This is a genomic window from Pseudomonas sp. FW305-96 (assembly GCF_058783825.1).
Map to the genome: position 1 here is coordinate 1 of NZ_JBYSYW010000018.1, position 26,047 is coordinate 26,047.

Annotated in this window: 24 protein-coding genes; 7 read left to right on the top strand and 17 right to left on the bottom strand. The window is 66.3% G+C overall.

The features are described 5' to 3' along the window. Positions 1 to 1,072 (top strand): transporter associated domain-containing protein (locus AC3WL2_RS15030; protein ID WP_102703521.1); only part of this gene is annotated, 1,072 nt, incomplete at its 5' end. A 240-nt stretch (positions 1,073 to 1,312) separates the two neighbouring features. After that, positions 1,313 to 2,617 (top strand): MFS transporter, encoded by a 1,305-nt coding sequence (locus AC3WL2_RS15035; protein WP_102682909.1) that lies wholly within the window; start codon positions 1,313 to 1,315, stop codon positions 2,615 to 2,617. 78 nt (positions 2,618 to 2,695) lie between these two features. On the opposite strand, the gene purT is transcribed toward AC3WL2_RS15035, so the two are convergent. From purT to AC3WL2_RS15060, 5 genes are all read right to left on the bottom strand, one after another. Further along, positions 2,696 to 3,877, bottom strand: coding sequence for a formate-dependent phosphoribosylglycinamide formyltransferase (purT, locus tag AC3WL2_RS15040; protein ID WP_102682910.1), 1,182 nt, complete (start codon positions 3,875 to 3,877; stop codon positions 2,696 to 2,698). 74 nt (positions 3,878 to 3,951) lie between these two features. Beyond that, positions 3,952 to 4,419 (bottom strand): 7-cyano-7-deazaguanine/7-aminomethyl-7-deazaguanine transporter, encoded by a 468-nt coding sequence (locus AC3WL2_RS15045; protein ID WP_023629807.1) that lies wholly within the window; start codon positions 4,417 to 4,419, stop codon positions 3,952 to 3,954. A gap of 86 nt (positions 4,420 to 4,505) precedes the next feature. Further along, positions 4,506 to 4,700 carry a DUF1289 domain-containing protein gene (locus tag AC3WL2_RS15050; protein ID WP_102682911.1) on the bottom strand — a complete coding sequence of 65 codons (195 nt, stop codon included), beginning with the start codon at positions 4,698 to 4,700 and terminating at the stop codon, positions 4,506 to 4,508. Beyond that, positions 4,693 to 5,217, bottom strand: a complete 525-nt coding sequence (locus AC3WL2_RS15055) for a gamma carbonic anhydrase family protein (RefSeq protein ID WP_102682912.1) — start codon at positions 5,215 to 5,217, stop codon at positions 4,693 to 4,695. The genes AC3WL2_RS15050 and AC3WL2_RS15055 overlap by 8 nt, the downstream gene beginning before the upstream one ends. A gap of 45 nt (positions 5,218 to 5,262) precedes the next feature. Then, positions 5,263 to 5,862, bottom strand: coding sequence for a CoA pyrophosphatase (locus AC3WL2_RS15060; protein WP_102682913.1), 600 nt, complete (start codon positions 5,860 to 5,862; stop codon positions 5,263 to 5,265). Positions 5,863 to 5,999: 137 nt separating this feature from the next. Between AC3WL2_RS15060 and AC3WL2_RS15065 the strand changes: the two genes are divergently transcribed. The 4 genes from AC3WL2_RS15065 (at position 6,000) to AC3WL2_RS15080 (ending at position 13,163) form a co-directional block, all read left to right on the top strand. Continuing rightward, positions 6,000 to 6,554 carry an NUDIX hydrolase gene (locus AC3WL2_RS15065; RefSeq protein WP_102682914.1) on the top strand — a complete coding sequence of 185 codons (555 nt, stop codon included), beginning with the start codon at positions 6,000 to 6,002 and terminating at the stop codon, positions 6,552 to 6,554. Positions 6,555 to 6,574: 20 nt separating this feature from the next. After that, on the top strand, positions 6,575 to 7,138 hold the full coding sequence (locus tag AC3WL2_RS15070; RefSeq protein ID WP_102682915.1) for a L,D-transpeptidase family protein: 564 nt from the start codon (positions 6,575 to 6,577) through the stop codon (positions 7,136 to 7,138). Positions 7,139 to 7,360: 222 nt separating this feature from the next. Further along, positions 7,361 to 11,356, top strand: coding sequence for a hemagglutinin repeat-containing protein (locus tag AC3WL2_RS15075; RefSeq protein WP_102682916.1), 3,996 nt, complete (start codon positions 7,361 to 7,363; stop codon positions 11,354 to 11,356). Positions 11,357 to 11,543: 187 nt separating this feature from the next. After that, positions 11,544 to 13,163: a ShlB/FhaC/HecB family hemolysin secretion/activation protein gene (locus AC3WL2_RS15080; protein WP_102682917.1), complete on the top strand. Its 1,620-nt coding sequence runs from the start codon at positions 11,544 to 11,546 to the stop codon at positions 13,161 to 13,163. A gap of 12 nt (positions 13,164 to 13,175) precedes the next feature. On the opposite strand, the gene AC3WL2_RS15085 is transcribed toward AC3WL2_RS15080, so the two are convergent. The 12 genes from AC3WL2_RS15085 to AC3WL2_RS15140 are packed head-to-tail and all read right to left on the bottom strand — an operon-like array spanning position 13,176 to position 23,793. After that, on the bottom strand, positions 13,176 to 13,835 hold the full coding sequence (locus AC3WL2_RS15085) for a general secretion pathway protein GspN (RefSeq protein ID WP_102682918.1): 660 nt from the start codon (positions 13,833 to 13,835) through the stop codon (positions 13,176 to 13,178). Beyond that, a complete protein-coding gene (gene gspM, locus AC3WL2_RS15090) occupies positions 13,832 to 14,218 on the bottom strand; it encodes a type II secretion system protein GspM (RefSeq protein WP_102682919.1) in 387 nt (128 codons plus the stop codon). Before gspM ends, AC3WL2_RS15085 begins: the two co-directional genes overlap by 4 nt. Further along, positions 14,215 to 15,276, bottom strand: a complete 1,062-nt coding sequence (locus tag AC3WL2_RS15095; RefSeq protein WP_102682920.1) for a GspL/Epsl periplasmic domain-containing protein — start codon at positions 15,274 to 15,276, stop codon at positions 14,215 to 14,217. Before AC3WL2_RS15095 ends, gspM begins: the two co-directional genes overlap by 4 nt. Further along, positions 15,273 to 15,863 carry a prepilin-type N-terminal cleavage/methylation domain-containing protein gene (locus tag AC3WL2_RS15100; RefSeq protein ID WP_102682921.1) on the bottom strand — a complete coding sequence of 197 codons (591 nt, stop codon included), beginning with the start codon at positions 15,861 to 15,863 and terminating at the stop codon, positions 15,273 to 15,275. Before AC3WL2_RS15100 ends, AC3WL2_RS15095 begins: the two co-directional genes overlap by 4 nt. Next, positions 15,860 to 16,228: a type II secretion system protein gene (locus AC3WL2_RS15105; protein ID WP_102682922.1), complete on the bottom strand. Its 369-nt coding sequence runs from the start codon at positions 16,226 to 16,228 to the stop codon at positions 15,860 to 15,862. Before AC3WL2_RS15105 ends, AC3WL2_RS15100 begins: the two co-directional genes overlap by 4 nt. Beyond that, positions 16,225 to 16,668, bottom strand: a complete 444-nt coding sequence (gene gspH / locus AC3WL2_RS15110; RefSeq protein WP_102682971.1) for a type II secretion system minor pseudopilin GspH — start codon at positions 16,666 to 16,668, stop codon at positions 16,225 to 16,227. The genes AC3WL2_RS15105 and gspH overlap by 4 nt, the downstream gene beginning before the upstream one ends. A 13-nt stretch (positions 16,669 to 16,681) precedes the next feature. Beyond that, positions 16,682 to 17,116 (bottom strand): type II secretion system major pseudopilin GspG, encoded by a 435-nt coding sequence (gspG, locus tag AC3WL2_RS15115; RefSeq protein ID WP_102682923.1) that lies wholly within the window; start codon positions 17,114 to 17,116, stop codon positions 16,682 to 16,684. A 14-nt stretch (positions 17,117 to 17,130) separates the two neighbouring features. Then, entirely contained in the window at positions 17,131 to 18,327 is a 1,197-nt protein-coding gene (gspF, locus tag AC3WL2_RS15120) for a type II secretion system inner membrane protein GspF (protein WP_102682924.1), read from the bottom strand. Positions 18,328 to 18,329: 2 nt separating this feature from the next. Beyond that, positions 18,330 to 19,778, bottom strand: a complete 1,449-nt coding sequence (locus AC3WL2_RS15125; protein WP_102682973.1) for a GspE/PulE family protein — start codon at positions 19,776 to 19,778, stop codon at positions 18,330 to 18,332. Continuing rightward, positions 19,778 to 21,727 carry a type II secretion system secretin GspD gene (gspD, locus tag AC3WL2_RS15130; RefSeq protein WP_102682972.1) on the bottom strand — a complete coding sequence of 650 codons (1,950 nt, stop codon included), beginning with the start codon at positions 21,725 to 21,727 and terminating at the stop codon, positions 19,778 to 19,780. The genes AC3WL2_RS15125 and gspD overlap by 1 nt, the downstream gene beginning before the upstream one ends. Positions 21,728 to 21,730: 3 nt before the next feature. After that, complete coding sequence (locus tag AC3WL2_RS15135) at positions 21,731 to 22,150, bottom strand: pilus assembly protein PilZ (protein WP_102682925.1); 420 nt, start codon at positions 22,148 to 22,150, stop codon at positions 21,731 to 21,733. After that, positions 22,147 to 23,793: a bifunctional UDP-sugar hydrolase/5'-nucleotidase gene (locus AC3WL2_RS15140; protein WP_102682926.1), complete on the bottom strand. Its 1,647-nt coding sequence runs from the start codon at positions 23,791 to 23,793 to the stop codon at positions 22,147 to 22,149. Before AC3WL2_RS15140 ends, AC3WL2_RS15135 begins: the two co-directional genes overlap by 4 nt. 207 nt (positions 23,794 to 24,000) lie before the next feature. On the opposite strand from AC3WL2_RS15140, the gene AC3WL2_RS15145 reads away from it, so the two are divergent. Further along, positions 24,001 to 26,046, top strand: a complete 2,046-nt coding sequence (locus AC3WL2_RS15145; protein WP_102682927.1) for a PhoX family protein — start codon at positions 24,001 to 24,003, stop codon at positions 26,044 to 26,046. Position 26,047: the final 1 nt, after the last annotated feature.

Below are 26,047 nucleotides of genomic sequence, written 5' to 3' on the forward strand. Positions count from 1 at the left end.
CACCCTGCCCGCCCAGGGCCTGGTGCTCGGCGCCAGCCTCGGCAAGTTGCTGGTACTGGGCCTGGCCTGCCTGATTGGCCAGCGCTACAGCGGTGAACACGGCTTCTGGCTGGCCGGCCTTGGCGCCAGTTTCACCCTCCTGGTGCTCGCCGACTATCTGCCGCGCCGCCTGGCACGCCGCAACCCGCAAGCCTTCCTGGACCTGGGCGGCAACCTGCTGAAATTGCCGCTGACGTTGCTGCAGCCGCTGGGCTGCCTGCTCGACGGCTGCGCCAAAGTGATCCTGCGCCCGTTCCGCGTGCAACCCACTGCGGTGGCACTGCACCCGCAGCAGGGCGAAGCATTCGACGAAGACGAACCTGCCGAGACCAGCCAGCACGGCCTGCTGGAGGGCCTGCAGGCGCTGGACAAGATCACCGTCAACGACATCCTGGTACCGCGCAACGAAGTAGACGGCATCAACCTCGACGATCCCATCGAGCAGATCATCGAGCAACTGATCATCAGCCGCCACACGCGCCTGCCGGTCTATCACAACGACATCAACCAGGTAGAAGCCGTCCTCAACACCAAGCTGATCAGCCACCTGCTGCCGCGGGCAGAGCTCACCCAGGAGAAGCTCCAGGCCGCCTGCTACGAGCCCTACTTCGTGCCCGAGAGCACACCGCTGCAGATGCAGTTGCTGAACTTCCACAAGCAGCAGCGGCGCATGGGCGTGGTGGTGGACGAGTATGGCGAAGTACTGGGTATCGTCACTTTGGAAGACATTCTCGAAGAGATCGTTGGCGAGTTCGAGGACGAGCAGAACCTGGACAACCCGCATGTCCACCCTCAGCCTGATGGCCGCTTCGTCATCGAAGGGACGGCTTCGCTGCGCGAGATCAACCGTACCCTGGGCTGGCACCTGCCCTGCGACGGCGGGCCGAAAACCCTGAACGGTCTGGTCACCGAAGCACTTGAAAGCATTCCAGAAAGCGCTGTCTGCCTGAAAATTGGCAGATATCGGCTGGAAATCCTCGAAACCGAGGACAATTGCGCGAGCAAGGTACTGGTCTGGACACTGGCCCGATAGCTATACTCGGGTCACGCTTACCCAGCCCTGCCGTCCCGCCCGCTACCCGCACCCGGCGTCCGACGGCCAGTCCGCCCCACTGACACGCCCCGCGGTCCTGCTCAGCACCCCGATCAGCCACCGCTCACCGCCTATCCCCTGGGCTATCGTCAGTCGGCGACCAACAACAATACGCTCCGGCTCCCGTGTGCCCGCCACATGGGCCGTGCCCCATGGAGCATGACTGTCAGGGACCTTCGCATGACTACCAGCACCACCTACGCCGAACCTGCCTCGGCGGCCCCGGTCAACTCGCCTGCCCGGGTGGCCACCGCCAGCTTCATCGGCACCGCCATCGAGTTCTACGATTTCTACGTCTACGCCACCGCCGCCGCGCTGGTGATCGGGCCGGTGTTCTTCCCGTCCGGTTCCGGCACCGCGCAAATGCTGGCGGCCTTCCTTACCTTCGGTATCGCCTTCCTCGCCCGGCCACTGGGATCGGCGCTGTTCGGCCACTTCGGCGACCGCATCGGGCGCAAGTCGACGCTGGTCGCCTCGCTGCTGCTGATGGGCGTCTCGACTACCCTGATCGGCGTGCTGCCCGGGTATGACAGCATCGGCGTATGGGCACCGATCATGCTCTGTGTGCTGCGCTTCGGCCAAGGCCTGGGGCTGGGCGGCGAATGGGGCGGCGCGGCATTGCTGGCCACTGAAAACGCCCCTGAGGGCAAACGCGCGTGGTTCGGCATGTTCCCGCAGTTGGGCCCGTCGATCGGCTTCCTCGCCGCCAACGGCCTGTTCCTTACCCTGGCCCTGGTGCTCAGCGACGAGCAGTTCCGCGAATGGGGCTGGCGCATTCCGTTCCTGCTCAGCGCCGCATTGGTGCTGGTCGGTCTCTATGTGCGCCTGAAACTCGAGGAAAGCCCGGTGTTCGCCAAGGCCGTGGCCCGCCAGGAGCGGGTCAAGATGCCTGTGCTCGAGCTGTTTTCCCAGTACTGGCTGCCGACCCTGCTGGGGGCTGCGGCGATGGTGGTGTGCTACGCGCTGTTCTACATCTCCACGGTGTTCTCGTTGAGCTATGGCGTGTCCACACTGGGCTACAGCCGTGAAACCTTCCTCGGCCTGCTGTGCTTCGCCGTGGTGTTCATGGCCCTGGCCACGCCCCTGTCGGCCTGGTTGAGCGACCGTCATGGGCGCAAGCCGGTGCTGATCGCCGGCGCGCTGCTGGCCATTGCCTCGGGCTTTGCCATGGAACCGCTGCTGACCTCGGGCTCGACCGCAGGCGTGGCGCTGTTCCTGGCCATCGAACTGTTCCTGATGGGTGTGACCTTTGCCCCGATGGGCGCGCTGCTGCCGGAGCTGTTCCCGACCCATGTGCGCTACACCGGCGCTTCGGCGGCCTACAACCTGGGCGGCATCGTCGGCGCCTCGGCGGCACCGTTCTTTGCCCAGAAACTGGTGAGCATGGGGGGATTGAGCTGGGTGGGAGGCTATGTGTCGGCGGCGGCGCTGATCAGTCTGATTGCCGTGCTGTGCCTGAAAGAGACGCGCAATACCGAGCTTTGAATCAATCGCGGGGCAAGCCCGCTACCACGCCAGACTGATACTGGCGTGGTAGCGCGCTCGCCCCGCGATCGTTTCAGATCAGAACTCGACCTTGACCGCCTGCGAAGCCCGGGTCGCCTTGGCCCGCGCCGCCTCGACCGATTCGTCACGCGCCAGGCACACGCCCATGCGCCGAGTACCATTGATCTCTGGCTTGCCGAACAGGCGGATGGCGGTATCCGGCTCGCTCAGCGCCGCGCCCAGGTTGGCGAAGCTGGTCTGCTGCGACTGACCTTCAGGCAGGATCACCGCCGACGCCGACGGGCCGACCTGGCGCACCACCGGGATGGGCAGGCCGAGGATGGCCCGCGCGTGCAGGGCGAACTGCGACAGGTCCTGGGAAATCAGGGTCACAAGGCCCGTGTCGTGCGGGCGTGGCGACACTTCGCTGAACCACACCTGGTCGCCCTTGACGAACAGTTCCACACCGAACAGGCCACGGCCGCCCAGCGCGTCGGTGACCGCCTGGGCCACGCGCTGCGACTCGGCCAATGCCTTCGGGCTCATGGCCTGGGGCTGCCAGGACTCCTGATAGTCGCCTTTTTCCTGTCGGTGGCCGACCGGCGCGAGGAAGGTCGTGCCACCGACATGGCGCACAGTGAGCAGGGTGATCTCGTATTCGAAGTCGATGAAGCCTTCGATGATCACCCGCCCCTTGCCGGCACGGCCGCCTTCCTGGGCATAGTCCCAGGCTTTCTGCAGGTCATCGGCGCTACGCAGCAGGCTCTGGCCCTTGCCGGACGAGCTCATCACCGGCTTGACCACGCACGGGTAGCCCAGGTCGGCCACCGCCTTGCTGTAATCCTCGAAGGTGTCGGCGAAATGGTACGGCGAGGTCGGCAGGTCCAGCTCTTCGGCAGCCAGGCGACGAATGCCTTCGCGGTTCATGGTCAGCTGGGTGGCGCGGGCGGTGGGGACGACGTTGAAGCCTTCGCTCTCGAGCTCGACCAGCGTGGCGGTGGCAATGGCTTCGATCTCGGGGACGATGTAATGCGGTTTTTCCGCCTCGATCACTGCGCGCAGGGCCACGCCATCGAGCATGTTGATCACATGGCTGCGGTGCGCGACCTGCATCGCCGGCGCATTGGCGTAGCGGTCCACGGCGATCACTTCGACGCCCAGGCGCTGCAGCTCGATCACCACTTCCTTGCCCAGCTCGCCGCAGCCGCACAGCAATACACGGGTCGCGGTGGGCGACAGTGGGGTTCCGATACGGGTCATTTCAGGTCCTCGAAGGCGTCCGGGGCCGCGCCACGCTGGCTGCCGCCCGCTGAAAAATGGACCGGTATTCTACATCAGGATGTGGCCACCGCGCGCCGTGCCCGCCAGGCCATGATCAACCACACCGCGGTGACCCCGGCGAACTTCGAGGCCATCGCCGTGCCGATCACTGCAGGCGTCAAGGCACCGATCATGCCGAAGAAGATGAAGGTGTCCACCGGGATGCTCAGCGCCGAGCTCAGCCACAGGCGGTCGCGCAGGGGGCGCCGGGTAACGCTGAACACCAGCCAGTCGATCAGTTCGGAGACGAAGAACGCGGTCGCGCTGGCCAGGGCGATGGCAGGCTCGGAGGTGATATAGGACAGCACCAGCGCCACCAGCATGGCCAGCAACGCGCCATGGCCGTAGCGGGTCTGCACCATGTCGCGCAGGATGAACACCAACCCGCCCCAGGCGGACCAGATCACGTCCAGATGCGGCGCACTGGAGAAGGCAAAGTTGATCAGCACCACGCTGCTGATATAGGCGATGAGATAGAACATGATGGGTGTTCGGATTGGGCAAGCCGGACAGATTAGCGTCGCCCCCTTCGCGGGGCAAGCCCGCTCCCACGGCTGTCCGACAGGTGCTACAGACCGATGATCAACCCGGCCGCCAGCGCCCGCTCATGGCAGCGCTGCAACACCACGCGCCGCTCGGCATTGTCCATGCGCCCCCAACGAGTGATCTCGCTCACCGTACGCTGGCACCCGGTGCAGATATCCTGCTCGTCCAGCGCGCAGACATTGACACAGGGCGAGGCCACGGGCCGCTCGTCACTCATCGTCGCTCACCAGGTCACGGGCATAGCGCTGGGCATTGTGCACATAATGGGCGGCGCTGGCCTCGAGCATGCGTTTCTGCTGCTCGGTCAACTCGCGCACCACCTTGCCCGGCGACCCCATCACCAGCGAGCCGTCGGGAATCTCCTTGCCCTCGGGGATCAGGGCGTTGGCGCCGATGATGCAGTGCTTGCCGATACGCGCCCCGTTGAGGATCACCGCATTGATGCCGACCAGGCTGTAGTCGCCGACCGAGCAGCCATGCAACATGGCGTTGTGGCCGATGGTTACGCCGCGACCGAGGGTCAGCGGCGAGCCCATGTCGGTGTGCATCACCGTGCCGTCCTGGACGTTGCTGTCCTCGCCGATGTCGATCAACTCGTTGTCGCCGCGCAGCACCGCGCCGAACCACACGCTGGCCCGGGCCTGCAGGCGCACCTTGCCGATCAGCGTGGCAGTGGGCGCGGCCCAGCTCTCGGGATGGGCTTCGACGCGCAGGTCGCCCAGGCGGTATTTCATGTGTCGCTCCTCACGGTTGAACGCCAGTGGCGGGGTGTGCCCCGCTCAGTTCTCGATGAAACGCTCGGGGGGCTGGTGCAAGCTGATGCCCGCGTCGAACAGCAGGTTGACCAGTTCGACGATCATGATCGCCGAGAGCCCCCAGATCTTGTAGTCGCCGTAGCGGTAGCTGGGCACGTACCAGCTGCGGCCCTGGTAGTCGATGCGGTGGGTGTGCTCGCGGGGGTCCTGGCGGAAAAACGCCAGCGGCACACTGAACACGGCGGCAATTTCCGCGTCGTTGGCGCGGTACTCGACATAGTCCGGGATCAAACCGACGAACGGCGTCACCTTCAGGCCGTGCAGCGAGATCAGCGGGCTGAGCGGGCCGATGACCTCGACCAGCCCCGGCGGCAGGCCGATTTCCTCCTCGGCTTCGCGCAGGGCCGTGAACACCAGGTCTGGGTCCTCAGGGTCGCGCCGCCCGCCCGGGAAGGCGACTTCACCACCATGGGTGGACAAGCCCTTGGCGCGCAGGGTCAGCACCAGCTCCGGCTCCTCGCTGCGGGTAATGGGCAGCAACACCGCCGCTTCGGGGAAACGGCGGTCCGTCTCCGGTGATGCGGGGGTATGTTTGCTCATTCGGCGAAGAAGCTCGTCCAGCATTACGCACTCTCGTGTCCAAGGCCTGCCCTGCATGATGCACCAAAGCCGCAAGGCACCCAAGCCCCGCCCGCAGGCCGCTTGCGATAAGCGGGCCGGGCGCGCCAAGATAGTCCGACCCCACTGGAATGAATGAAAGCATGAAATTCTGCAGCGCGTGCGGCCAACCGGTCACCCAGCGGATCCCCGAAGGCGACAGCCGCCTGCGGTATGTCTGCGATCATTGCCAGACGATCCACTACCAGAACCCCAATATCGTCGCAGGGGTCTTGCCTACCTGGGGCTCCCAGGTACTGCTGTGCCGCCGGGCGATAGAACCGCGCCGAGGGTTCTGGACGCTGCCCGCCGGCTTCATGGAAAACGGCGAGACCCTCGATGCCGCCGCGCGTCGCGAAACCGTCGAGGAAGCGTGCGCGCGGGTCGGCGAAACCTGCCTGTACCAGTTGTTCGACCTGCCGCACATCAACCAGGTGCACGTGTTTTTCCGCGCCGAACTGGCCGACCTGGACTTTGCAGTGGGCATCGAGAGCCTTGAAGTACGCTTGTTCGAAGAGCACGAGATCCCCTGGCGCGAGCTGGCTTTCCGCACCGTCACACGCACACTAGAATGCTATTATCGCGACCGCGTCAGGCAGCACTATCCGATTGGCCATGAATACCTGCCGCCGATGAACGTCACGTCGTCCACCACCTAAGTTTTCAGGGATATGGTTTCATGCGCTGGCTGCTTGCCCTCTTCTGCCTCAGTGTCGCCTCGGTGTCGCAAGCCGCCTTCACCGAGACTATCATCCGCAAGACGCCGTCGGCCGCGCCGTCGCCGGTCCAACCCGCCACCACTGGCACCCAGCAAGAGCGGCTGATCGACAAGGTGCTGGTGATCAAGTCCGAGCGCCGCCTGCAACTGATCAGCCGTGGCGAGCCGCTCAAGACCTACCGCATCTCCCTGGGCAAGCAACCCAAGGGGGCCAAGGCCCGCGAAGGCGACAAGAAAACCCCGGAAGGCCTGTACTGGCTCGACTGGCGCAAGGTCAGCGACCGCTACAACCTGGCCATGCACATCTCCTACCCGAATATCACCGATGCCGCCAAGGCGCGCAGCGAAGGTGTTGCCGCTGGCAGCATGATCATGATCCACGGCACGCCGATCAACGAGGAGTACCCCGAGTGGTATTTCCATACCCTCGACTGGACCGAGGGCTGCATCGCCATGCGCAATGACGACATGCGCGAAGTATGGAGCATGGTCAAGGACGGCACGCTGATCGAAATCCGCCCCTGAGCGCTCACCGGTGGCACCAAAGGCCTGTCCTGCTCACGCGTGACAGGCCTTTCTTTTTTAGTGCCCGCCCCCTTTCGCTACACCACCGCTCACTTTTCCTACAGTTAGAATCGCCTCATTCCCCGCGACATAGTGGCGTTGAGCCACATAAATGCCATCACTGACATTCTTAGAATTCCCGCAGCTGATTTCACGATTTCGTACATCACTTGCGAGGTTTTCATGCAAAATCCTGTCTCCAAGACCAGACCCGACCCCCTGCGCTGGGCTGTCTTCCTTGCCCTGCTGGGCAGCACCCAGGTTCAGGCGCAAGGCGCCCTGACACCGACACCGGGCCCTGGCGGCACCCCGATCATCGACAACAGCCATGGCGTCCCGGTCATCGACATCGTCGCGCCCAATACCAGCGGCCTGTCACACAACCAGTTCCTCGACTACAACGTCGGCAAGCCAGGCCTGGTGCTGAACAATGCCCTGCAGGCCGGGCAGTCGCAGCTGGCCGGCCAGTTGGGCGCCAACTCGCAATTCCAGGGCCACGCCGCCTCGACCATCCTCAACGAGGTAGTCGGCCAGAACGCCTCGCGGATCGAAGGGGCTCAGGAGATCTTCGGCCAGAAAGCCGATTACCTGCTCGCCAACCCCAACGGCATCACCCTCAACGGCGGCAGCTTCATCAATACCACCCGCGCCGGCTTCCTGGTCGGCAAGGCGGACATTCACGACGGGCAGATCAGACACCTCGACAGCCGTGACGCCAGCGGCACGCTGAATGTGTTGGGCCGCGGCCAGAGCAACGGCGCAGGCGCCCTGGACCTCATCGCGCCGCGTATCGACACCACTGGGCACCTGTTCGCCAAAGGGCAGCTGAACATGACCATCGGCCACAACCTTGTCGACGCCAGCAGTCGCGAGGTGCTCGAACACCTCCCCGCCGCCACCTCCATCGATGCCAACCTGCTTGGCGCCATGCAGGCCGGGCGCATCCGCATCGTCAGCACCGCCGAAGGCGCCGGCGTGCAGGTCGGCGACAAGGAGCTGCGCGCGGATCGCGATTTGATCATCCATTCCGCGGGCGACCTTAAGGTACAGGGCAATGACAAACGCCAGGCCAGCCTCGTAAGCAAGACCGGCAAGCTGGACCTGAAGGCCGATGGCGACCTGCAACTTACCCATGCTCATGGCAAGGCCAGGCAGATCGAGGTACACGCCGGTAAAAAACTGACCCTGGACACCGCCACCCGCGAAAAGGTGACGGACGATCCGGTCAACTGGGCGAAGCAATGGCTGTTCATCCCCACCGAAAGCCATGACGGCAAGACCACGCAAACCAGTCGCCAGCAACTGGGTAGCCGCCTGGTGGCCGAGGACAGCCTGAACCTGACGGCCGGCAGCGACCTGCACCTGACGGCCGCGCATCTGGAAGCGGACAACGCCCTGCAATTGCGCAGCAGTGGCCAGATGACGATCGGCGCTGGCGTGGACACGCTCGATATCGCCGAGCAATCCACCTACAGTCGCTACCTGGACCGTACCGATACCGACAGCCAGACACACACCGAGCAAGTCAGGGCCAGCACCCTCAAGGGCGGTACCCTCATCGCCAGCGCCGAGGGCGACATGCAGATTTCCGGCGCCCGCCTCGAGGCGCGCAAGCAGGTCGAACTCGACGCCAAGGGCGATCTGCGGATCGAAAGCGCCGTGGAAAACGACCATGCCCAGCGCACCACAGGCAAGCGTGAATTCGTGGCCAGCGCCGGCAAGAACGCCCCTGACTCGGAGCAGTACACGGCCAAGATCGGCTACGAAAAACTTCACAGCGACGAGCAGACCACCGCGACACGCCAGATCGCCAGCAGCATCAGCGCGGATTCCGTCTCGCTGCGCAGTGATCGGAAACTGACACTCAGTGCTTCGAACGTGCAGGCAAGGAAAGACCTCATGCTGACCGCCAGCGAAGTCGAACTGGCGGCAGCCTACGACACCCAGGCCAGGCATACCCTCGATACCCGTACAGGTGCCGCGCTGAGCGTCACCGGCGGTTCCGACCGCGTAGGCCTTGGCATCGACGGCTATCATGGCCCGGCTGCCGTGCTCGAACGCGAAGCCACGACTCGACGAAGCCATCTGTCAGCAAGCGGCGATCTGCACATCGACACCGCGCAACTCACCACCACCGCTGCTCAGCTGAATGCGGGACGCACCTTGAAAGTGGACGCCGAGCGCATCGACAACCGTGCGGCAGCCGACACCAAGGTCCGTGAAACCACACTCACCAACTGGGACGGCGGCCTGAGCGTAGGCATCGACTACAAGTACCTCAGCGATCACGTCAAGCGCTTGTTCACTGGCAAGAAAGCCGAAGACGAAGCGGCCTCACCAAACGCTGGCGCTCAACTCTCGCTCCAGCACACCTCGCGCGTGCACAAGGACACCAACAGCACCGCGCAGGTCACGAACTTCGACGGTGGCAACATCTCCATGCGGGCCGATCAGCTCATGGATGAAGGTAGCGCCTACAAAGCCAGGGCTGGGAGTCTGCGCATCGAGGCTGGAGAACACCAGATGCTGGCTGCCCGGGATCAGAGCAGCAGCGAAATACGCGACACCACGGGTGGCGGCAGCCTGCGTGTGAGCACGACCACAGGAACGGATGTCAACGCAAGACTTGAAGGTCATGGCAACACGTTGAACCAGCTAAAGCAGGCAGCCACAGCTCGAGTCGGCAGCTTGCAGGGCAGCCAGGGGGTCCAGGTAGAACTCGAACGTAGTGGTCACTATGAGGGTGCCCGCTTCGACGGCGGCAACGGCGCGGTCAGCCTGCGCAGTGGCGGCGACCTGACACTCGCAGCAGCCCATGATCACAACACTGAACACACCACCACGCTGGACGCCGGATTGGCGGTCAAGGCCGGCACCGGCCTGCTCGGCCCCAACGGCGGCCTGGACGGTAATCTCAAGCGCCACAGCCTGGACACGCAGCACAGCCAGGCACGGGTCGCACAGATTGATGGCAAAGGTGCCGTGGAACTGACCAGTGGCGGTGATATGCGCCTTGAAGGCACGCGCATCGGCAGCCGTGCGGGCACCGGCGACATTACCCTGCACAGCGAAGGCAGGCTGAGCGTGACAGCCGCCAGCGATACCCGCCAGAGCCTGGGCAAGACCTGGGGCGGCAAGCTGAATGTCGACGGCAGCACTACCGGTGGTGGCTTGGGTGGCAAAGGCACCTTCGGCTGGGTCGATGAGCAGGCCAGAACAGCCATTGGTGCGCAGTTCGACAGCAAGGGGTCGGTGCAGATTACCAGCTTCGCCCATGACGATACCGCGCTGCAGGTACAAGGGCTGCAAGCCAACGCCAAACGGATAGGCCTGGACGCCCGCAATGGCGGCCTGCTGGTCGAGGCAGCCAGCAACACCGAGCGCCACGACAACCTCGACGTTACCATTGGTGGCGGCCTGAAGGTCGATGCCATGGACATTGGGGGCATCAACGCCCAGGTCAAGGTCGGCCTGGATAAACGCGACAACACCACCTGGCATGACAGCAAGCTGCGCGCCGACCTGATCGACTTGCGCAGCCAGGGCGATACCCGCATCGAAGGCGCACAGCTTGAGGCGCAGGCAATCGAAGGCAAGATCGACGGCAACCTGCGGGTGGCCAGCCGTCAGGACCAGGTCGACAGCCTAAAGCTAGAGGTCGACGCCAGTCTCGCCCAGAAGCAACCGGCAGCATCCGAGACTGAAGCCCCGGCCTCGCTGGCGAGCGTTTTCGAGGGCGGCAACATCACGGAAATCGCCGGGGCGCTGTGGAACAAAGTCACCGCGAAATTTACCCCGTCGGTCAAGATGGACTATGCCAAGCGCAACAACGACACCGTCAGCCAGCAGACGCTCCTGTCCGGCACGCAAGGCATCGATCTGCAGGTAGCTGGCGACACCCGCCTGGTCGGCGCCACGCTGCAGGCGGCCGATGGCCAGGTCGAACTCGGTGGCGGCGCGGTCTCCCGCGACAACCTGAGCGGTCGGGACTACGCCAAGGATGTGAAGGTCAACGTCGATTTGTCCACGGCTGGCCTTGCCAGTACCGCCTATTCGTACCTCTCGAACCTGTTCACCGGCAGCACCGACAAGGCTGACGAACACAAGGCGTACAGCAACACCGGTCACGACCGCACTAGCGAGTATGTCTCGCAGATAAAGGAGAGCCGCCAGCGCTGACGCTTGCCAGGCAGCGGCCTGTGGGTCGCTGCGCCTCCCACACGGATTCTGCGGGAGCGGGCACACCCGTTCCCACAGGGGCATCGGACCGAACCCCATGAACGCACCGATCTTTTCCTCCCATACTTTCCGCCCATCAAGCGCAGGCATACGCCACATCGCCACAGTCCTGCTGGCTTGCCTCATCATGACGCTATCGGCCAACGCCATCGCCACGGTCGACCCGGCCAGCCAGCAGTTGCGGGATCAGCAACAAGCCGTGCGGCAACTGGAGCAGCAGCAGCGGCTCGAACGCTGGCAGCGCAGGCAACCCGCCAACGCCACTGAAGACAGCGATACTGCAATGCTCGACCCCGACCAGCACTGCTGGGCGATCAGCGGGGTACGCCTGGCCGGCAACCGCATGCTCGATACCCGGCAACTGCAGCCGATCGTGCGTGCGCTGTCGTCCACTTGCATGGGTGTCGCCGAAATTGACCAGCTACTCAAACAACTGACCCGGCACTACGTGCAAGCCGGATATCCCACCAGCCGCCCCTATGTGGCCCGCGCCCCTGAGCACGGCGCCCCGCTGGACATCGTCATCGTCGAAGGCTTCATCGAATCGATCGAACTGGCTGGCGCCGACCTGCCCCTGTCGCTGCAAGGCGCATTTCCGGGCACGCTCGGCCTTCCCCTGCACCTGCCGGATCTCGAGCAAGGCCTGGACCAACTCAACCGGCTGCGTGCCTATGACCTGCAAATGGCCTTGCTGCCGGGCGAGATGCAAGGCGGCACCCGCGTCGTGCTCGAACCGCGGCGCGTCGCTTCACGCGCCCACCTGGACGCCCTGCTCGACAACCGCGGCGGGGAACTGACCGGCCGCCACCGCCTCAACCTGGGGCTTGGCCTGGACAGCCCGCTGGGCCTGAACGACGACCTGCGCCTGTCGCTGAGTTCGGTGGTGTTCGACGCGCCTGGCCAAAGCGAAGGCGTCAGCCTGTACTACAGCATTCCCCATGGCCGCTGGACCTTCACCCTGAATGCCAGCCAGATGCGCTACCGAGCGCCGATCCCAAACACCCGCTACGCCAGCAGTGGCCGCAGCGAGTTCTACGGCGTCGGCGCCGAGCGCGTGCTGTGGCGCAACCAGCAAGGCATGCTCAGCGCCAGCGCCCGGCTGGACCGCAAGCAATTGCTCAACCGCTTCGGCCCCGCCGTACTGGCGCTGCAGAGCCCGACCCTGGCCACCCTCGAAGCTGGCCTGAACCTGCTGTGGCTCGAAGGTGGACTGTGGAACGCTTACCTGGGCGTAAGCCAAGGGGTACGCTGGTTCGGCGCCGACCGACCGTTCGCCCACAAGCAGGCGCCACGTCCGGACTTCACCAAGTACCGCGCCAACCTGCTGCACCTGCGCCAGGGCCCGGCTCAATGGCCCTGGCGCTGGCAGAGCGAACTGGCCCTGCAATACAGCACCCATGTGCTGCCCGCCGTCGAACAGATGCAACTGAGCGATCATTCAGCGGTGCGCGGATTCCGCAAGCACAATGTCGCGGGCGCCAGCGCCGGGGCATGGCGCAACACCCTCAGCCAGCCGCTACCCCTGCCGGTACCGTTACGCCCGTCCTTCGGCGTGGACCTGGGCTGGGCCCGCTATGCGCGCACCAGCCCGTCGCAGCGCCTGGTCGGAGCCTCGGCAGGGGTCGAACTGAACCTGCCGCACAGCACGTTGCGCCTGGACTACCAACGCGCACTGCACGCCAGCGATCGCCCGCGCAAATCACTGGAGCAAGGCTTCTGGGTCGCGCAATGGTCCCTCGCCCTCTGACCGGCATGTGGGCTACCACCTGAGCCGGCGCTGCCCGACCGTGTCCTCGGGCCCCAGCCATTGCACGCCGCGCAGCACGGGCGTCAAACCGGCATCGGCCTGCAACACGAAATCGACCTGCGCTTGCCGGGCCGCGAGGTCGGCCTCCAGGCTCATCTGGTGCTGGCCCTGGCGAACCAGGCCTGCGCTCAACCGCCAGCCCTGACGGCAGTCCATCGCCAGCGAGCCCTGTCCCAGCACCAGCGACCAGGGCGTGTTCAAAGCCAGGTCGGCCACGGTGATGCTGCCTGCGGCCGCCCGGCAACCCTGCCCCGAACCTTGCAGCTTGATACTGCCCTGCCATTGCCCGGCCAGGCGATAGTCGCCGCCGACGCTTGGCTGTGCGCCCAGAGCCTGGAGGTCGGCCTGCCAACGCCACGGCCAACCGCTCAGGCGGCCTTGCCAGCCCTGCCCCTGGAAGCCCAGGCGCACCTGCAGGTCGCGCTGCCATGGACGCCATGTCCATTGCACGGGCCCCACCGGTCCCAGCCGGGCAAACTGCCCTTGCCACAGGCTGCCGTCCACCCCCTCCGCCGGTAACCCGAACCCCGCCACCAACCAACGCGCCGGCAGTTCGGCCATCAGGGTCAGGCAGAACACCAGGCCCAGCCAAAGGTACGCCAGCCGCCTCATGGTCGAAGCCGCACAGTGAAACGCAGCCCCTCAGTATCTCGCTCCAGCCCCCATTGCAACGGCTGCGCGCCGTCATCGCGCAGGGTCTGCAACCAGCCCTGCAGGGTTTGCGCATCGACTACCTTGCCGCGCAACAGCCAGCCCTCGTCCTCGGACTGCACCTCGGCCAATTCGATATGCCGGGCCTGGGCCGATTGGTGCAGCGCCTCAAGGGTCAGCGCAGGCTGGCGTGGCTGTGCCGCCAGCGATTCGGCCAATGCCTGCCATTGCCGCTGTTCCTGCCAGAAGGCCACGCCCTCGCGCAGCGCCAGCAACCCCAGCAACAGCGCGACGACGGCCCAGGCCAGCGATAGCCGATGCTGTCGCACCCATTCACGGCTCATGCGGCGCTCCCCAGGTCGAACACCACGCGGCGCGCCTCGTCTTCTACCTGGACCTGCACGCCGGCTGCCGTGGCCATTTCCTGCCAGGGTGCCACTGCACCCTCTCCGACCAACTCAAGGTGCCAACGCTGGCCATCGAAGCGCACCACTTGCAGACGCCAGCCGGGATGATCGTTCAACCATCCATGGACTTGCGTCTGCAATGCCTCGAGCTGGCGCAGGCGCACCTGGCTTTCACGCGCCTCGTCCTGCAGTTGCGTCAACACCCGCGCAGCCTGGCGAGGCGTCGGCTGGACGCCGGTAACGGCCTGCACCTGGGCGCGATAGAGCTGGGCCTGGCGCCAATGTTGCGCGCTCCACAACCCGCCCCACGCCAACATCAACGCCAGGCAGGCAAATGCCAGGCGCGCCTGCCCCTTTGCCAGGCGCAGAACTTGGCGTGGCCGGCGGGCCTCGAACAAGCCGGGCAAGCCATCGAGCGGGGCCAGCACATCGGGCCAGTCGCCGTCGATGCACTCGACCTCGCCAGGCAGCCAGGCAAGCGCGGGCGGCGTGCCAAGCCCCTGCGGCCAGGCCAGCCAGTGGGCCTGGCCCTTGTACAGGCTCATCGCTCCTCGTCGCCAGTGCCAAGCCGCTTCTGCCGCACAGTCTGGCAGCAGCTGGAACTCAGCCCAGCAACGTTCCACGGTCAGCCCCCAGCTGGCGCACTGCCCCCGCCATTCCTTGAGCCTGCCCCGTGCCACCACCAGCAGACGCAACTGCCCTGCGTGGCGCCCGATACAGGCACACAGCACGTCATCGTCGCCTTGCAGCAAGCGGTCCTCGAGCAGCAAAGGCCATTCCTCGCGTTTCAGCCCAGGCGGCGCGGGCAGCAGGAAATGACTGCAATGTTCACCAGGGACAATCAGGGCAACCCGCGCCCCGAGCCCGGCCGGTGGCTCGCCCTGGCCTTGGCGCAACGGGCAGCCTTGGGTGACCAGCAGCCACTCCCAGACCTCGCCGGGGCGCAGCAGCAACCAGGGTTGTGCCGGCGCCCGCCGGCGCCATTCAAGCTTCATGCGCGCCCCCAGGGCAGAACGAAGGTACAGGTATAAGGTGCTCCATCACGCACTAGCTCCACGCGCACGCCCCTACCGGGGTGCGCCGGTTGATCGGAAGGCCAGGCCAGCCAACGGCCGGTCTGGTGGTAGAGAACATTCATCGCGCTGACCCGCTCCAGCCGTTCGCGTAGCACCCAAACCGGGGCCGCGGCGGCGTACAGGTCGGCCGAGGTTTCCAGCAGCAGCCGTTGTTCACGCGGCTCGAAGCGCAGGCGCTGGCGCTGCAGGCGCGATCCCCCTTCGGCCTGCGGCCAGGCGGCGGCGGCCACCCACAGCAGTTGCTGACGATCGGGCTGCCAGTCGAGCCAGCGCGCCGCCAACGGCAAACGCTGCTCGTACAGGCGGCGCAGCACCGGGCTGTCGAAACGCCGCTCCAGGGCCAGGCAAAAATCCACTACGCCGGTTTCGCTCACCTGTTCATCGAGCCGCTCGCGCACCTTCAGCCAGCCGTTGACCAGCGCCGACAGCATCACCCCGAGCAAGGCCGTGAGGGCCAGGGCCACCAGCAGTTCGATCAGGGTCATGCCCGCCTGGCGCCGTTTCATGGCCGCTCCAGGAACACAGTGAACTGCCCCAGCGGCAGGCGCTGGTCACGATCGGCATGCAATAGCAGTTCGCCACGGCGCAGGTCGCGCACACCGGTGCGGCGCAGTTGCAACTGCCAATGACAGGCCTGCCCGCCCTCCACCAGCACACCGTTGTCCTGGTTGGTCACCGGCCAATACTGCTCGACCACGAAGCGTGCCTGCAGCTCACGGGCGCACAGCAGGCCCAGGCGATGCTGCTGCACGGTGTCCTGCACCGCCAGGCGCTGGCGCAGGACCTGGCTGGTGATCACCGCCAGGACGGCGGCGATGCCCAGGGCCACGCTCACCTCCAACAGGGTGAAGCCGCGTTGCCGGCGCTTCATGGCATCGCGCTCACGCGCAATTGCCCGCCGCGGTCCCAGTCCCAGCGTTGACCGCCCTCGGCCCAGCGCCAGCGCACAGTGCCCGGACGCGACCAGCCATCGGGGGTAAACAGCAGCGCTGGCGCCTGGCTGACTGGCCAGTCCGGGCGCAGGCCTTTGGGCCAATCGCCGAGCGCCACGGTTTCCACCTGCCAGTGCTCGCCTTGCCGACGGACGAACTCGGGGCGTTGACCGTTCCAGCGCAGACCGCGCAACTGCCCGGCATGGCGCGCCAGGTCGGCCTGGGCCACGGTGGCGGCGGCCAGGCGATCGAGCGCCTGGTCGATGCTGCTTCTGCCGCTGTCGAGCCAGGCCACGGCCAGGCTGGTCATCAAGGCGGCAATGGCAAGCACCACCAGCAATTCGAGCAGGCTGAAACCACGCTGGAGGGGGTGGGCCATAGGCTTGATCAACTTAAAGCGCCCAGTTGCCCAGGTCGGCATCCAGCCCTTCGCCGCCCGGCACGCCATCGGCGCCCAGCGAATACACATCGACCCGGCCATGCTCGCCGGGTATGCGGTACTGGTACGGGGTGCCCCACGGGTCTTCCGGCAGGCGGCGGATATAACCGTCACTGCGCCAACTGCGCGGCAGCGGCTCCTGGGTCGGCTTCTTCGCCAGCGCCGCCAGGCCCTGTTCGGTGCTGGGGAAGCGCAGGTTGTCCAGGTGGTACATGTCCAGCGCCTGTTCCAGGGTCGCGAGGTCGGCCATGACTTTCTGCTTCATGGCCTTGTCCTGGTTGCCCAGCACGCTGGGCGCGACCACGGCGATCAGCAGGCCGATGATGAAGATCACCACCATGATTTCCATCAGCGTGAAGCCCCGCTGGCGGTTACGTCGTTGCGGCATCGAAGTTCTCCTTGTCACAGTTGCAATCCCTGGTTGAGCTGCATGATCGGCAGCAGCACCGCCAGCACGATGAACAGCACCACGGCGCCCATTACCAGGATCATCAGCGGTTCGAACAGCGCCATGGCAGTGTCCACCTGGCGGGCGAAGCCGCGCTCCTGGTCATCGGCCACCCGCTCGAGCATGTCGGCCAGGGTGCCGCTGGCCTCGCCGCTGCCGACCATGTTTACCAGCAGCGGCGGAAATTCCCCGGCGTTATCCAGCGCCCGGTGCAGGCTGGTGCCGCCCTGCACCTGCTGGCGTACCTGCTCCATGGCTGCGCGGATGCGCCGGTTGCCGACTGTCTCGGTGGCCACCTGCAGGGCTTCGAGCAGGGCCACGCCGCTGCCGCAGAGGATCGCCAGGCTGCGTGCCAGGCGCGCGCTCTCCAGCACTTGCAGCAGCACACCCATACGCGGCAGGCGCAGCAGCAGATCGTCGCGGCGCAGGCACCAGTGCGGCTTGCGCAGCAGCCAGCCGCCCAACAGCGCGGCCAGGATCGCCAGTGCCAGCAGATAGGGGCCGGCCTGCACCAGCCCCTGGCTCAAGCCGATCAGTAGCGACGTGATGAACGGCAGGCTCTGCCCGGAGTGGGCGAACTGCTCGGTGAGCTTGGGCACCACGAAGGTCATCAGGCCGACCACCACGGCCAGCGACACGCCCATCAGCACCGCCGGGTAGATCAGCGCGGTGCGCGCCTTGTGGCGCTGGCGCTGCACTTGTTCGAGGTGGTCGGCCAGACGGCTCAGCACCTGGCCAAGGCGTCCGGAGCGCTCGCCGGCCTCGACCAGCGCGCAATACAAGCCGGTGAACGGCGCGCCCTGTCGCGCCAGGCTACGCGCCAGCCCCAGGCCCTCGGCGAGGGAGCCGCGCAAGGCCACCAGCACCGCGTGCAAGGCCGGTTGGCGCAGTTGCCGCTCCAGTGTGGCAAGGGCATCGACCAGGGGGATGCCAGCGCCAACCAAGGTCGCCAATTGGCGGGTCAGCTCGCACAGTTGGGCGCGGGTCAGGCGCTGACGACGTGGCTGTGCGCTGTCATGGCGTTGCAAGTGCCGGGTGAACAGCCCCTGCTCGCGCAGCAATTGCCGCGCATGGCGCTCGCTGTCGGCCTGCACGCTGGCCTTGTGCGCCTTGCCGGCAAGATCCACGGCCTGGTAGCGATAGGTCGGCATGGCTAGCCCTGCACCACGCGCAGCACTTCGGCCAGGCTGGTCTCGCCCCGGGCCAGGCAATCGCGGGCCTCAGCCACCAGGCTCTGCCGGCGTCCATCCAGGTAGGCCTGCATGGCCAGTTCGCTCTCGCCGTCGTAGAGCAAGGCAACCAGCCCGGCGTCCAACTCGATGAATTCGTACAGCCCCAGCCGGCCGACATAGCCGCTGCCCTGGCAGTGCTCGCAGCCGACCGGGTGATAGCTTTCGCGCAGGCTGCCCAGCTCCGGCCACAGTTCACGCTCGGCGCTTTGCAGCGGCTGCGCCACCGCGCAGGTGCACAAGCGCCGCACCAGGCGCTGGGCCAGCACGCCACGCAGGCACGAGGCAATCAGGAACGGCTCGATGCCCATGTCACGCAGGCGGGTCACCGCACCGACGGCACTGTTGGTGTGCAGGGTCGACAGCACCAGATGCCCGGTAAGGCTGGCCTGCACGGCGATCTGCGCGGTCTCCTGGTCGCGGATCTCGCCCAGCATGATCACGTCCGGGTCCTGGCGCAGGATGGCGCGCAAGCCACTGGCGAAGGTCAGCCCGGCACGCGGGTTGATGGCGGTCTGGCCGATGCCGGCGATGGCGTATTCCACCGGGTCCTCGACGGTGAGGATATTGCGGCTGCCGTCATTCAGGCTGTTGAGGCTGGCGTACAGCGTGGTGGTCTTGCCCGAACCGGTGGGGCCGGTGGACAGCACGATGCCATTGGGCCGCGCCAGGCAACCACGCAAGCCACGCAGCACCGTGGCAGGCATGCCCAGGTTGTCCAGCGCCAGCAGGCTGACCTGCTTGTCGAGCACGCGCATCACCACCCGCTCGCCATGGATACCGGGCAAGGTCGAGACCCGCACATCCACCTCGCGCCCGGCGGCGCGCAGAGTGATGCGGCCATCCTGGGGCTGGCGCTTCTCGGCGATATCGAGCCGCGCCATGACCTTGATCCGCGACACCAGCATCGCCGACAACGCCCGTGGCGGGCGCAGCACCTCGCGCAGGTGGCCGTCGATGCGCAGGCGCACCACCAGGCTCTGCTCGAAGGTCTCGATATGGATGTCAGAGGCGCGCAGACGCAGGGCCTGGCCGAACAGGCCGTTGATCAGGCGGATCACCGGTGCTTCGTCATCGCTTTCCAGCAGGTCCTCGATGCGCGGCATCTCGCTCATCAGGCTGTCCAGGTCGACCTGCTCGCCGATGCCTTCGATCAAGGCCTGGTTCGCCGCCTCGCCAGCCTGGTAAAGCTGGCCGAGACGCTCGTCGAAGCTCGCACTGTCGAGCTGCTCGACGGCCACCGGCTGGCCATGCACGCGCAGCAGTTCCTGCAATTGGTCACTGTCGGCGTCGCCGCGCAGCCACAACTGCCAGCCGTTTTCAGCTGGTGCCATGGCCACCCCGCTCTGCCGCGCCAGGCGATAGGGCAGTATCACCAGTCACCGCCTTCCAGCCGTGCCCGGCTGGCGGGGAACACTTGCAGCAACGGCAGGCCCTCGGCCAGCGCCGGCAGCTTGAGCGGAGTGTTTTGCTGAAGGCTCTGGTACTTCTGCTGGCTCAGTCCGGCCAGGCTCTCGCCATCGCGCAGGATGCGCGGACGGATGAACACCATCAGGTTCTGCTTGGTGTTCTTGCTGGCGTCGGAGCGGAACAGCCGGCCCAGGTAGGGAATATCGCCGAGCAGCGGCACGCGCTGGTTGCTGGTGGCCATTTCGTCGCTGATCAGCCCGCCGAGGATCACCAGACCGTTGTCCTCGACCATGACCTTGGTCTTGATCTCGCGCTTGTTGGTGATCACGTCACTGGCGGCGCTGGAGTCGGCGATCGACGACACCTCCTGGACGATGTCCAGGCGCACGCTGTCGTCGATGCTGATCTGCGGCTTGATGCGCAGCTTCACCCCGACTTCCTTGCGCTCGATGGTCTGGTAGGGGTTGGCGTTGTTCTGGGTGACGGAGCCGGTGACGAACGGCACCTCCTGGCCCACCAGGATCGACGCCTCGGCATTGTCCAGGGTCAGCAGGGTCGGCGTGGACAGCAGGTTGAAACCGCTCTTGCCCTTGAGTGCGTTGACCAGCATGGCGAAGTTGAAGCCACCACCGATATGGCCGATGCCGGCGGTGGCGCCGGTGGTGGCCGACAGCAGCTTGCCGAGTTTCTCGTTGTCGCCGCTGCTGGCGGCCCCGGCGATGCTGGCGATGTTCACCCCGTTGCCGCCGAAATTGACGATGCCGGCGCCGAACTTCTCGTCGGCGAACAGCCACTGCACGCCCAGTTCCTGGGCGCTGCTGTCGGAGACCTCGGCGATGATCGCCTCGACCACCACCTGCGCCCGGCGAATGTCCAACTTCTCGACGATACTGCGGTAGGCGGCCAGTTCGCTGTCCGGGCCGACCATCACCACGGCGTTGGTGCCCTCCTCGTACTCCAGGCGAATGCCCGAGTCGCTGGCCGCCGGCACCGGCGTATCCTTGCCCTCGCCCTCCGCCGCCGGCACCGTGCCAGCCTGGCTCAGGCCGCGCAGCACCTTGACCACCTCGGCGGCGTTGGCGTGGCGCAGATAGATGACCTGGGTGTTGCTGCTGCGCAGACTGTCGCTGGGCCGGTCGAGCTGCACCAGCAGCGCCCGCACCCGCTCCCGGCTGTCGGCGCTGCCGCGCACCAGCAGCGCATTGCTGCGCGGGTCGGCAACCACCTGGGCGCTGTCGGCGCCCTGCTCGCGGGCCAGCAGGCGGGTCACCAGGCCAGCGGTGTCGGCAGCGCTGGCATGCTTGAGCGGCATCACCTGCAACGGCTCGTCGCTGACCTGGTCGAGCTGGCGCAGCAGGCTGTCGATGCGCTCCAGGTTACTGCGCCAGTCGGTGACCACCAGCAGGTTGGCCGCCGGATACGGGGTGATCACCCCGACCCGTGGGTCGATCAGCGGCTTGAGAATGCCGAGCATCTGCTCACTGGCGGCGTTGCGCACATTGAACACGCGGGTGGCCACGCCGTCGCTGCCTTCGGCCTTCTTGCCCGCGGTTTCCACCGGCACCGGCTCCAGGCGCGCGGCCTGGTCGGGCACGATCTTCACGCTGCCGTTGGGCAGGTCCACGGCCGCGAAGCCCTGGGCGCGCAACTGGGCAAGGAAGATGTCGTAGATGGCGTCGGCGTCGTGGCGATCGACCGTGCGCACGGTGACCTTGCCCTGCACCCGGGGGTCGACGATGAAGGTGGTGCCGGTGATGCGCGACACGCTGTCGATGAACTCACCGAGCTCGGTATCGACGAAGTTCACCTCGTACAGCGGCGTGCCGTCGTCGGCGAAGACTTCCGCCTCTTCGGCCCGGGCCAGGGACATGCCAAGCATCAGCAGCCCGGCCAGACAGTACCTTGCGATCATCATTCATCCTTGGCGCTTGAAGCCGGTCACGGCGGGGCGTGGTGGCCAGGGCAGGCGCTCGCGCCGCCCGTTGTTGTCGAAGATCAGGCCATCGGCGTCGATGTCCTGCAGCACGATGCCCGGTGCCAGGCGCTGGCCACGGCCGAGGGTGCGCACTTGTTGGCCATGGCGCAGTACCACCACGCTGGCCGACAGCGGCTGGGCCTTGAGCCCGCCCAGGTAGGCCAGGGGCAGGCGGGTGAGCGGGATGCGCCCGTCATCGACAGGCGTCTGCCAGTGCTCGGCCAACAAGCCTGGCAACGGTGCCGGCGCCGGCACCGGCGCATTGGCCGGTTGCGGCTGGCGGCTGAGCAGGAGCACGCACTGCGCCGCCAGCCAGCCGGCGAGGGTCAGCAACGCGAAGCTGAAAAGACGCGAGATCACGCGGCCACCTGGTGCGGGTGCCAGCCAGGGTGGCCCTGCACGTAGCGCACGGCCGGCAGTTGCAAGGGAGCCAGGGCCCAGCCCGGCGCCTGGCGGGTCAGCCAGGCTTCGAGGGTCTGCCACAAGGGCGCGCCGGCCTGGGCATCGAAGTGCAGGCCAAAGGTGCGACAGAGGCCCTCGACGGGTTGCAGGCCGATAATGCGCTTGCCGTTGGGGCTGTAGCTGACCTGCCAGTCCTGGCTTTGCCAGCGTGGCAGGTCCTGGCTGTTGTCCAGCAGCAACGGGTCGCCGAACAGCTGCTCGGCGGCGTTCTCCAGCACCTGCTCGACCTGGCGCGCCGGGGCCTCGACCACCGGTGCGGCGTAACCACCGGTCAGGCTTATGAGGTGCTCACGGGTGATCGACTCGCCCGCTGTCAGCGGGTAGTCGTAGCGCAGGCCGGGCAGCAGCACCGGCATGCTCGAATCATCGGCCAGGGCATGGTGCAACAGGCGGTCCCAGCTGCCGCCACGGGTATCGCGGCGCCACAATGCTTCAGGGGCACGCGCCAGCGGCTGGTCAAGCCAGGCGGCATGACCGCTGCGCTGGCGTTGCAGTTCGCTGCGCAATTGGCTGGCACGGGCCAGGGCCTGCGGTGCGAGGCTGTGCTCGAAGGCCGAGAAGAACCGCGCCTCGAACTGCCATTGGCCGCCTGCCTGGCGGCAGCGCAGGCGAAACGCGCCACTGGCCCGGCAACCGGCGAACAGCACCGGTACCCGGCGGCCGCTGGCTTGGGTGGCCAGCACCGGCGCCGGCCACAGGTCCTGGCCACGGGCACACAGCAGCACATCCACCTCGGGTATGCGCTCGGCCAACCACAAGCCCGGGCCGGTGCCGACATCCGCCAGCGCCACCACCAGGTCGGCCTCGCGCCGGGCTTGCTGGAAGCTCGGTTGCAAGGATTGGTACCACTGTTTCAGGGAGGCTTTCTGGTCCTGGGCGTAGGGGTCGGTGACGCCGACCACTGCGATGCGCACACCGCCACGCTGGAACACCTGCAGCCCCTTGACGCCCAGCGCCTTGCCCTGGGCATCGGCCAGCCCGGCGCCGAGGGTAATCGAGGAGGACTGCTGATAGAGCCCGGCACTGCGCTGCGGCCACAGCACACGCTCATCACTGCTGACCCGCACCTCGCTGCCCAGCAGTTGGCTGCCCTGCACACCACTTTCGCCCTGGGTGAGGTAGGCCAGGCCGCTGCCGTTCCAGCATTGGCCGTTCTCCAGGGTCAGGCATTGTTCGCTGCCGGCCTCGCGCCGCAGTTGTTCGAGCAGCGCGGCCAATACTGCATAGCCTCCAGTCTGGGCCTGGCCGGCAAGGCCAGCATCGAGCAACGGCGCCAGCGCCGGCTGCCCGGCGCTGGCATTCGGCCCGCTCATCCAGGGTGCACGGCCCAGGTGGCTGACCGGGCCCAGGCGTGTGGCCGGCACAACGGCCTGGCCCGGTTGGCGGGCGTCGAGGGTGTCGGCGACATACAACAGGTCCAGCGCCCGATCGGCCCCGCCACGCGGCAGGGGCAAAGCCGAGCAGGCGCCGAGCAACGGTGCCAGGGCACCGACACCCATCCAGCTGATCACTTCGCGCCTGCTCGCCATCGATTCCGCCATCCCTGTTCACGTAGGGCTCCGGATATTGCGGCGCTTGCGTGACAGTTTGATGGCAGAAAACCGACGTTAATTCCAAAACAACGCAAGTTAACGCTTTAGTAATAGCGGTGAGTTTTAAAGGCTCTTTAACAAATCTGACAATCAATCATCATACTTGCCCTCTACAGTCGCGGTTTCCTTCAACTCAGCCAAAAAAAGGACACCCTGATGAGTCGAGATACCGGCGATAACCTGGACCGCAACCAGAGCGGCAACCTGCCGATGGCCAGTGTCATGGACACTTACCTGAGCCGTCGCTCCGTGGTGCGCGGCAGCCTCGGCGCGGCCATCGCCATGATCGCCGGTGCCGGCCTGACCGGTTGCTTCGACAGCGGCGGCGGCTCGGATCACGACGATCCAGCGCCGCAGCCGGAGAAACCCAAACTCAAGCTGGGCTTCAACTCCATCGCCGGCTCGCGCACCGACGCCTGCGTGGTCGCCGCCGGCTACAGCGCCTACGTGCTGGCCCCTTGGGGCACGCCGCTGAACGCCACCGCCAACCCATGGAAGGCCGACGGCAGCAACACCTCCACCGACCAGGCCAACGCCATGGGCATGCACCACGACGGCATGCACTTCTTCCCCATCAACGGCAGCTCCAGCGATGGCCTGCTGGCGATCAACTTTGAATACATCGACACCGCCGCCCTGCACCCGGCCGGCCCCACCACCGTCGCCGGCAAGCGCCCGGTCGAAGAGGTGCGCAAGGAAATCAACGCCCATGGCGCCGGCGTGGTGCGCATCAGCAAGGTCGCCGGGCGCTGGCAGGTGGTCGACAACGACCCGCTCAACCGCCGCTTCACCACCGTCTCGCTGATGGATATCGCAGGCCCGATGCGCGGCACCGACCACGTCAAGACCAAGTTCTCGCCCACCGGCACCCAGTGCCGCGGCACCAACAACAACTGCGGCAACGGCTACACCCCGTGGGGCACCTACCTGACCTGCGAGGAGAACTGGCCCGGCATCTTCGTCAACAAGGGTGTGCGCCCGGCCGACCAGGTGCGTATCGGCGTCTCTTCGAGCAGCGGCCAGTACAAGTGGGAAACCGCGGCGGGTGATGCCAGCGAAGTGGCCGGCGAATTCGCCCGCTTCAACATCACCCCCAGCGGCGCCAGCGCCACCGACGACTTCCGCAACGAAGCCAGCACCTATGGCTACATTGTCGAGATCGACCCGTACACCAACAACACCCTGGCGGTGAAGCGCACCGCCCTGGGCCGCTTCCGCCACGAAGGCTGCTGCCCGGGCCTGCCGGTGGCCGGCAAGCCGCTGGTCTGGTACACCGGCGACGACTCCAACAACGAATACCTGTACAAGTTCGTCTCCGACGCGCTGTGGGACCCGGCCGACGCCAATCCGGCCGACCGCCTGGCCACCGGCGCCAAGTACATGGACAAAGGCAAGCTGTATGTCGCCCGCTTCGATGCCAACGGCACCGGCGCCTGGCTGCTGCTCGACGTGGCCACCCCCACCACCGCCGGCAGCACCCTGGGCGCGCAGTTCGGCGACCTGCCGGGCATCATCCTCAACACCCGTGGCGCTGCCGACGCCGTGGGCGCCACGCCCATGGACCGCCCCGAGTGGACCGCCGTCAACCCGCTCAACGGCGATGTCTACCTGACCCTGACCAACAACAGCGCGCGCACCGCGGCCAAGGTCGACGCGGCCAACCCGCGCGGGCCGAACCGCCACGGCCACATCATCCGCTGGCACGACAGCGACGACCACAAGACCTTCACCTGGGACATCTTCGTGTTCGGCGCCAACGCCGCCGGTGCGCCAGACATCAACCGCTCGGGCCTGACCGAACTGAACCAGTTCGCCAGCCCCGACGGCATGAGCTTCGATAGCCGCGGCGTACTGTGGTTCGAGACCGACAACGGCGAAGCCACCCTGACCAGCTACACCAACGACCAGGTGCTGGCAGTGATCCCCACCGACCTGGTGGACGCCAACGGCAAGCAGGTCCCGGTCAACGCCACCAACCAGGTGGACCTGCGCCGCTTCTTCGTCGGGCCGAATGGCTGCGAGGTGACGGGGATTGCCTTCACCCCGGACAACAAGACCATGTTCGTCAACATCCAGCACCCGGACAACTGGCCAAGCACCGACAAGGCCACCGACGTCACGCCGGCCGGCACCTCGGTGCGGCCACGGGCTTCGACGGTGGTGATCCAGCGTAATGATGGCGGGGAGATCGGCACCGTCTGAT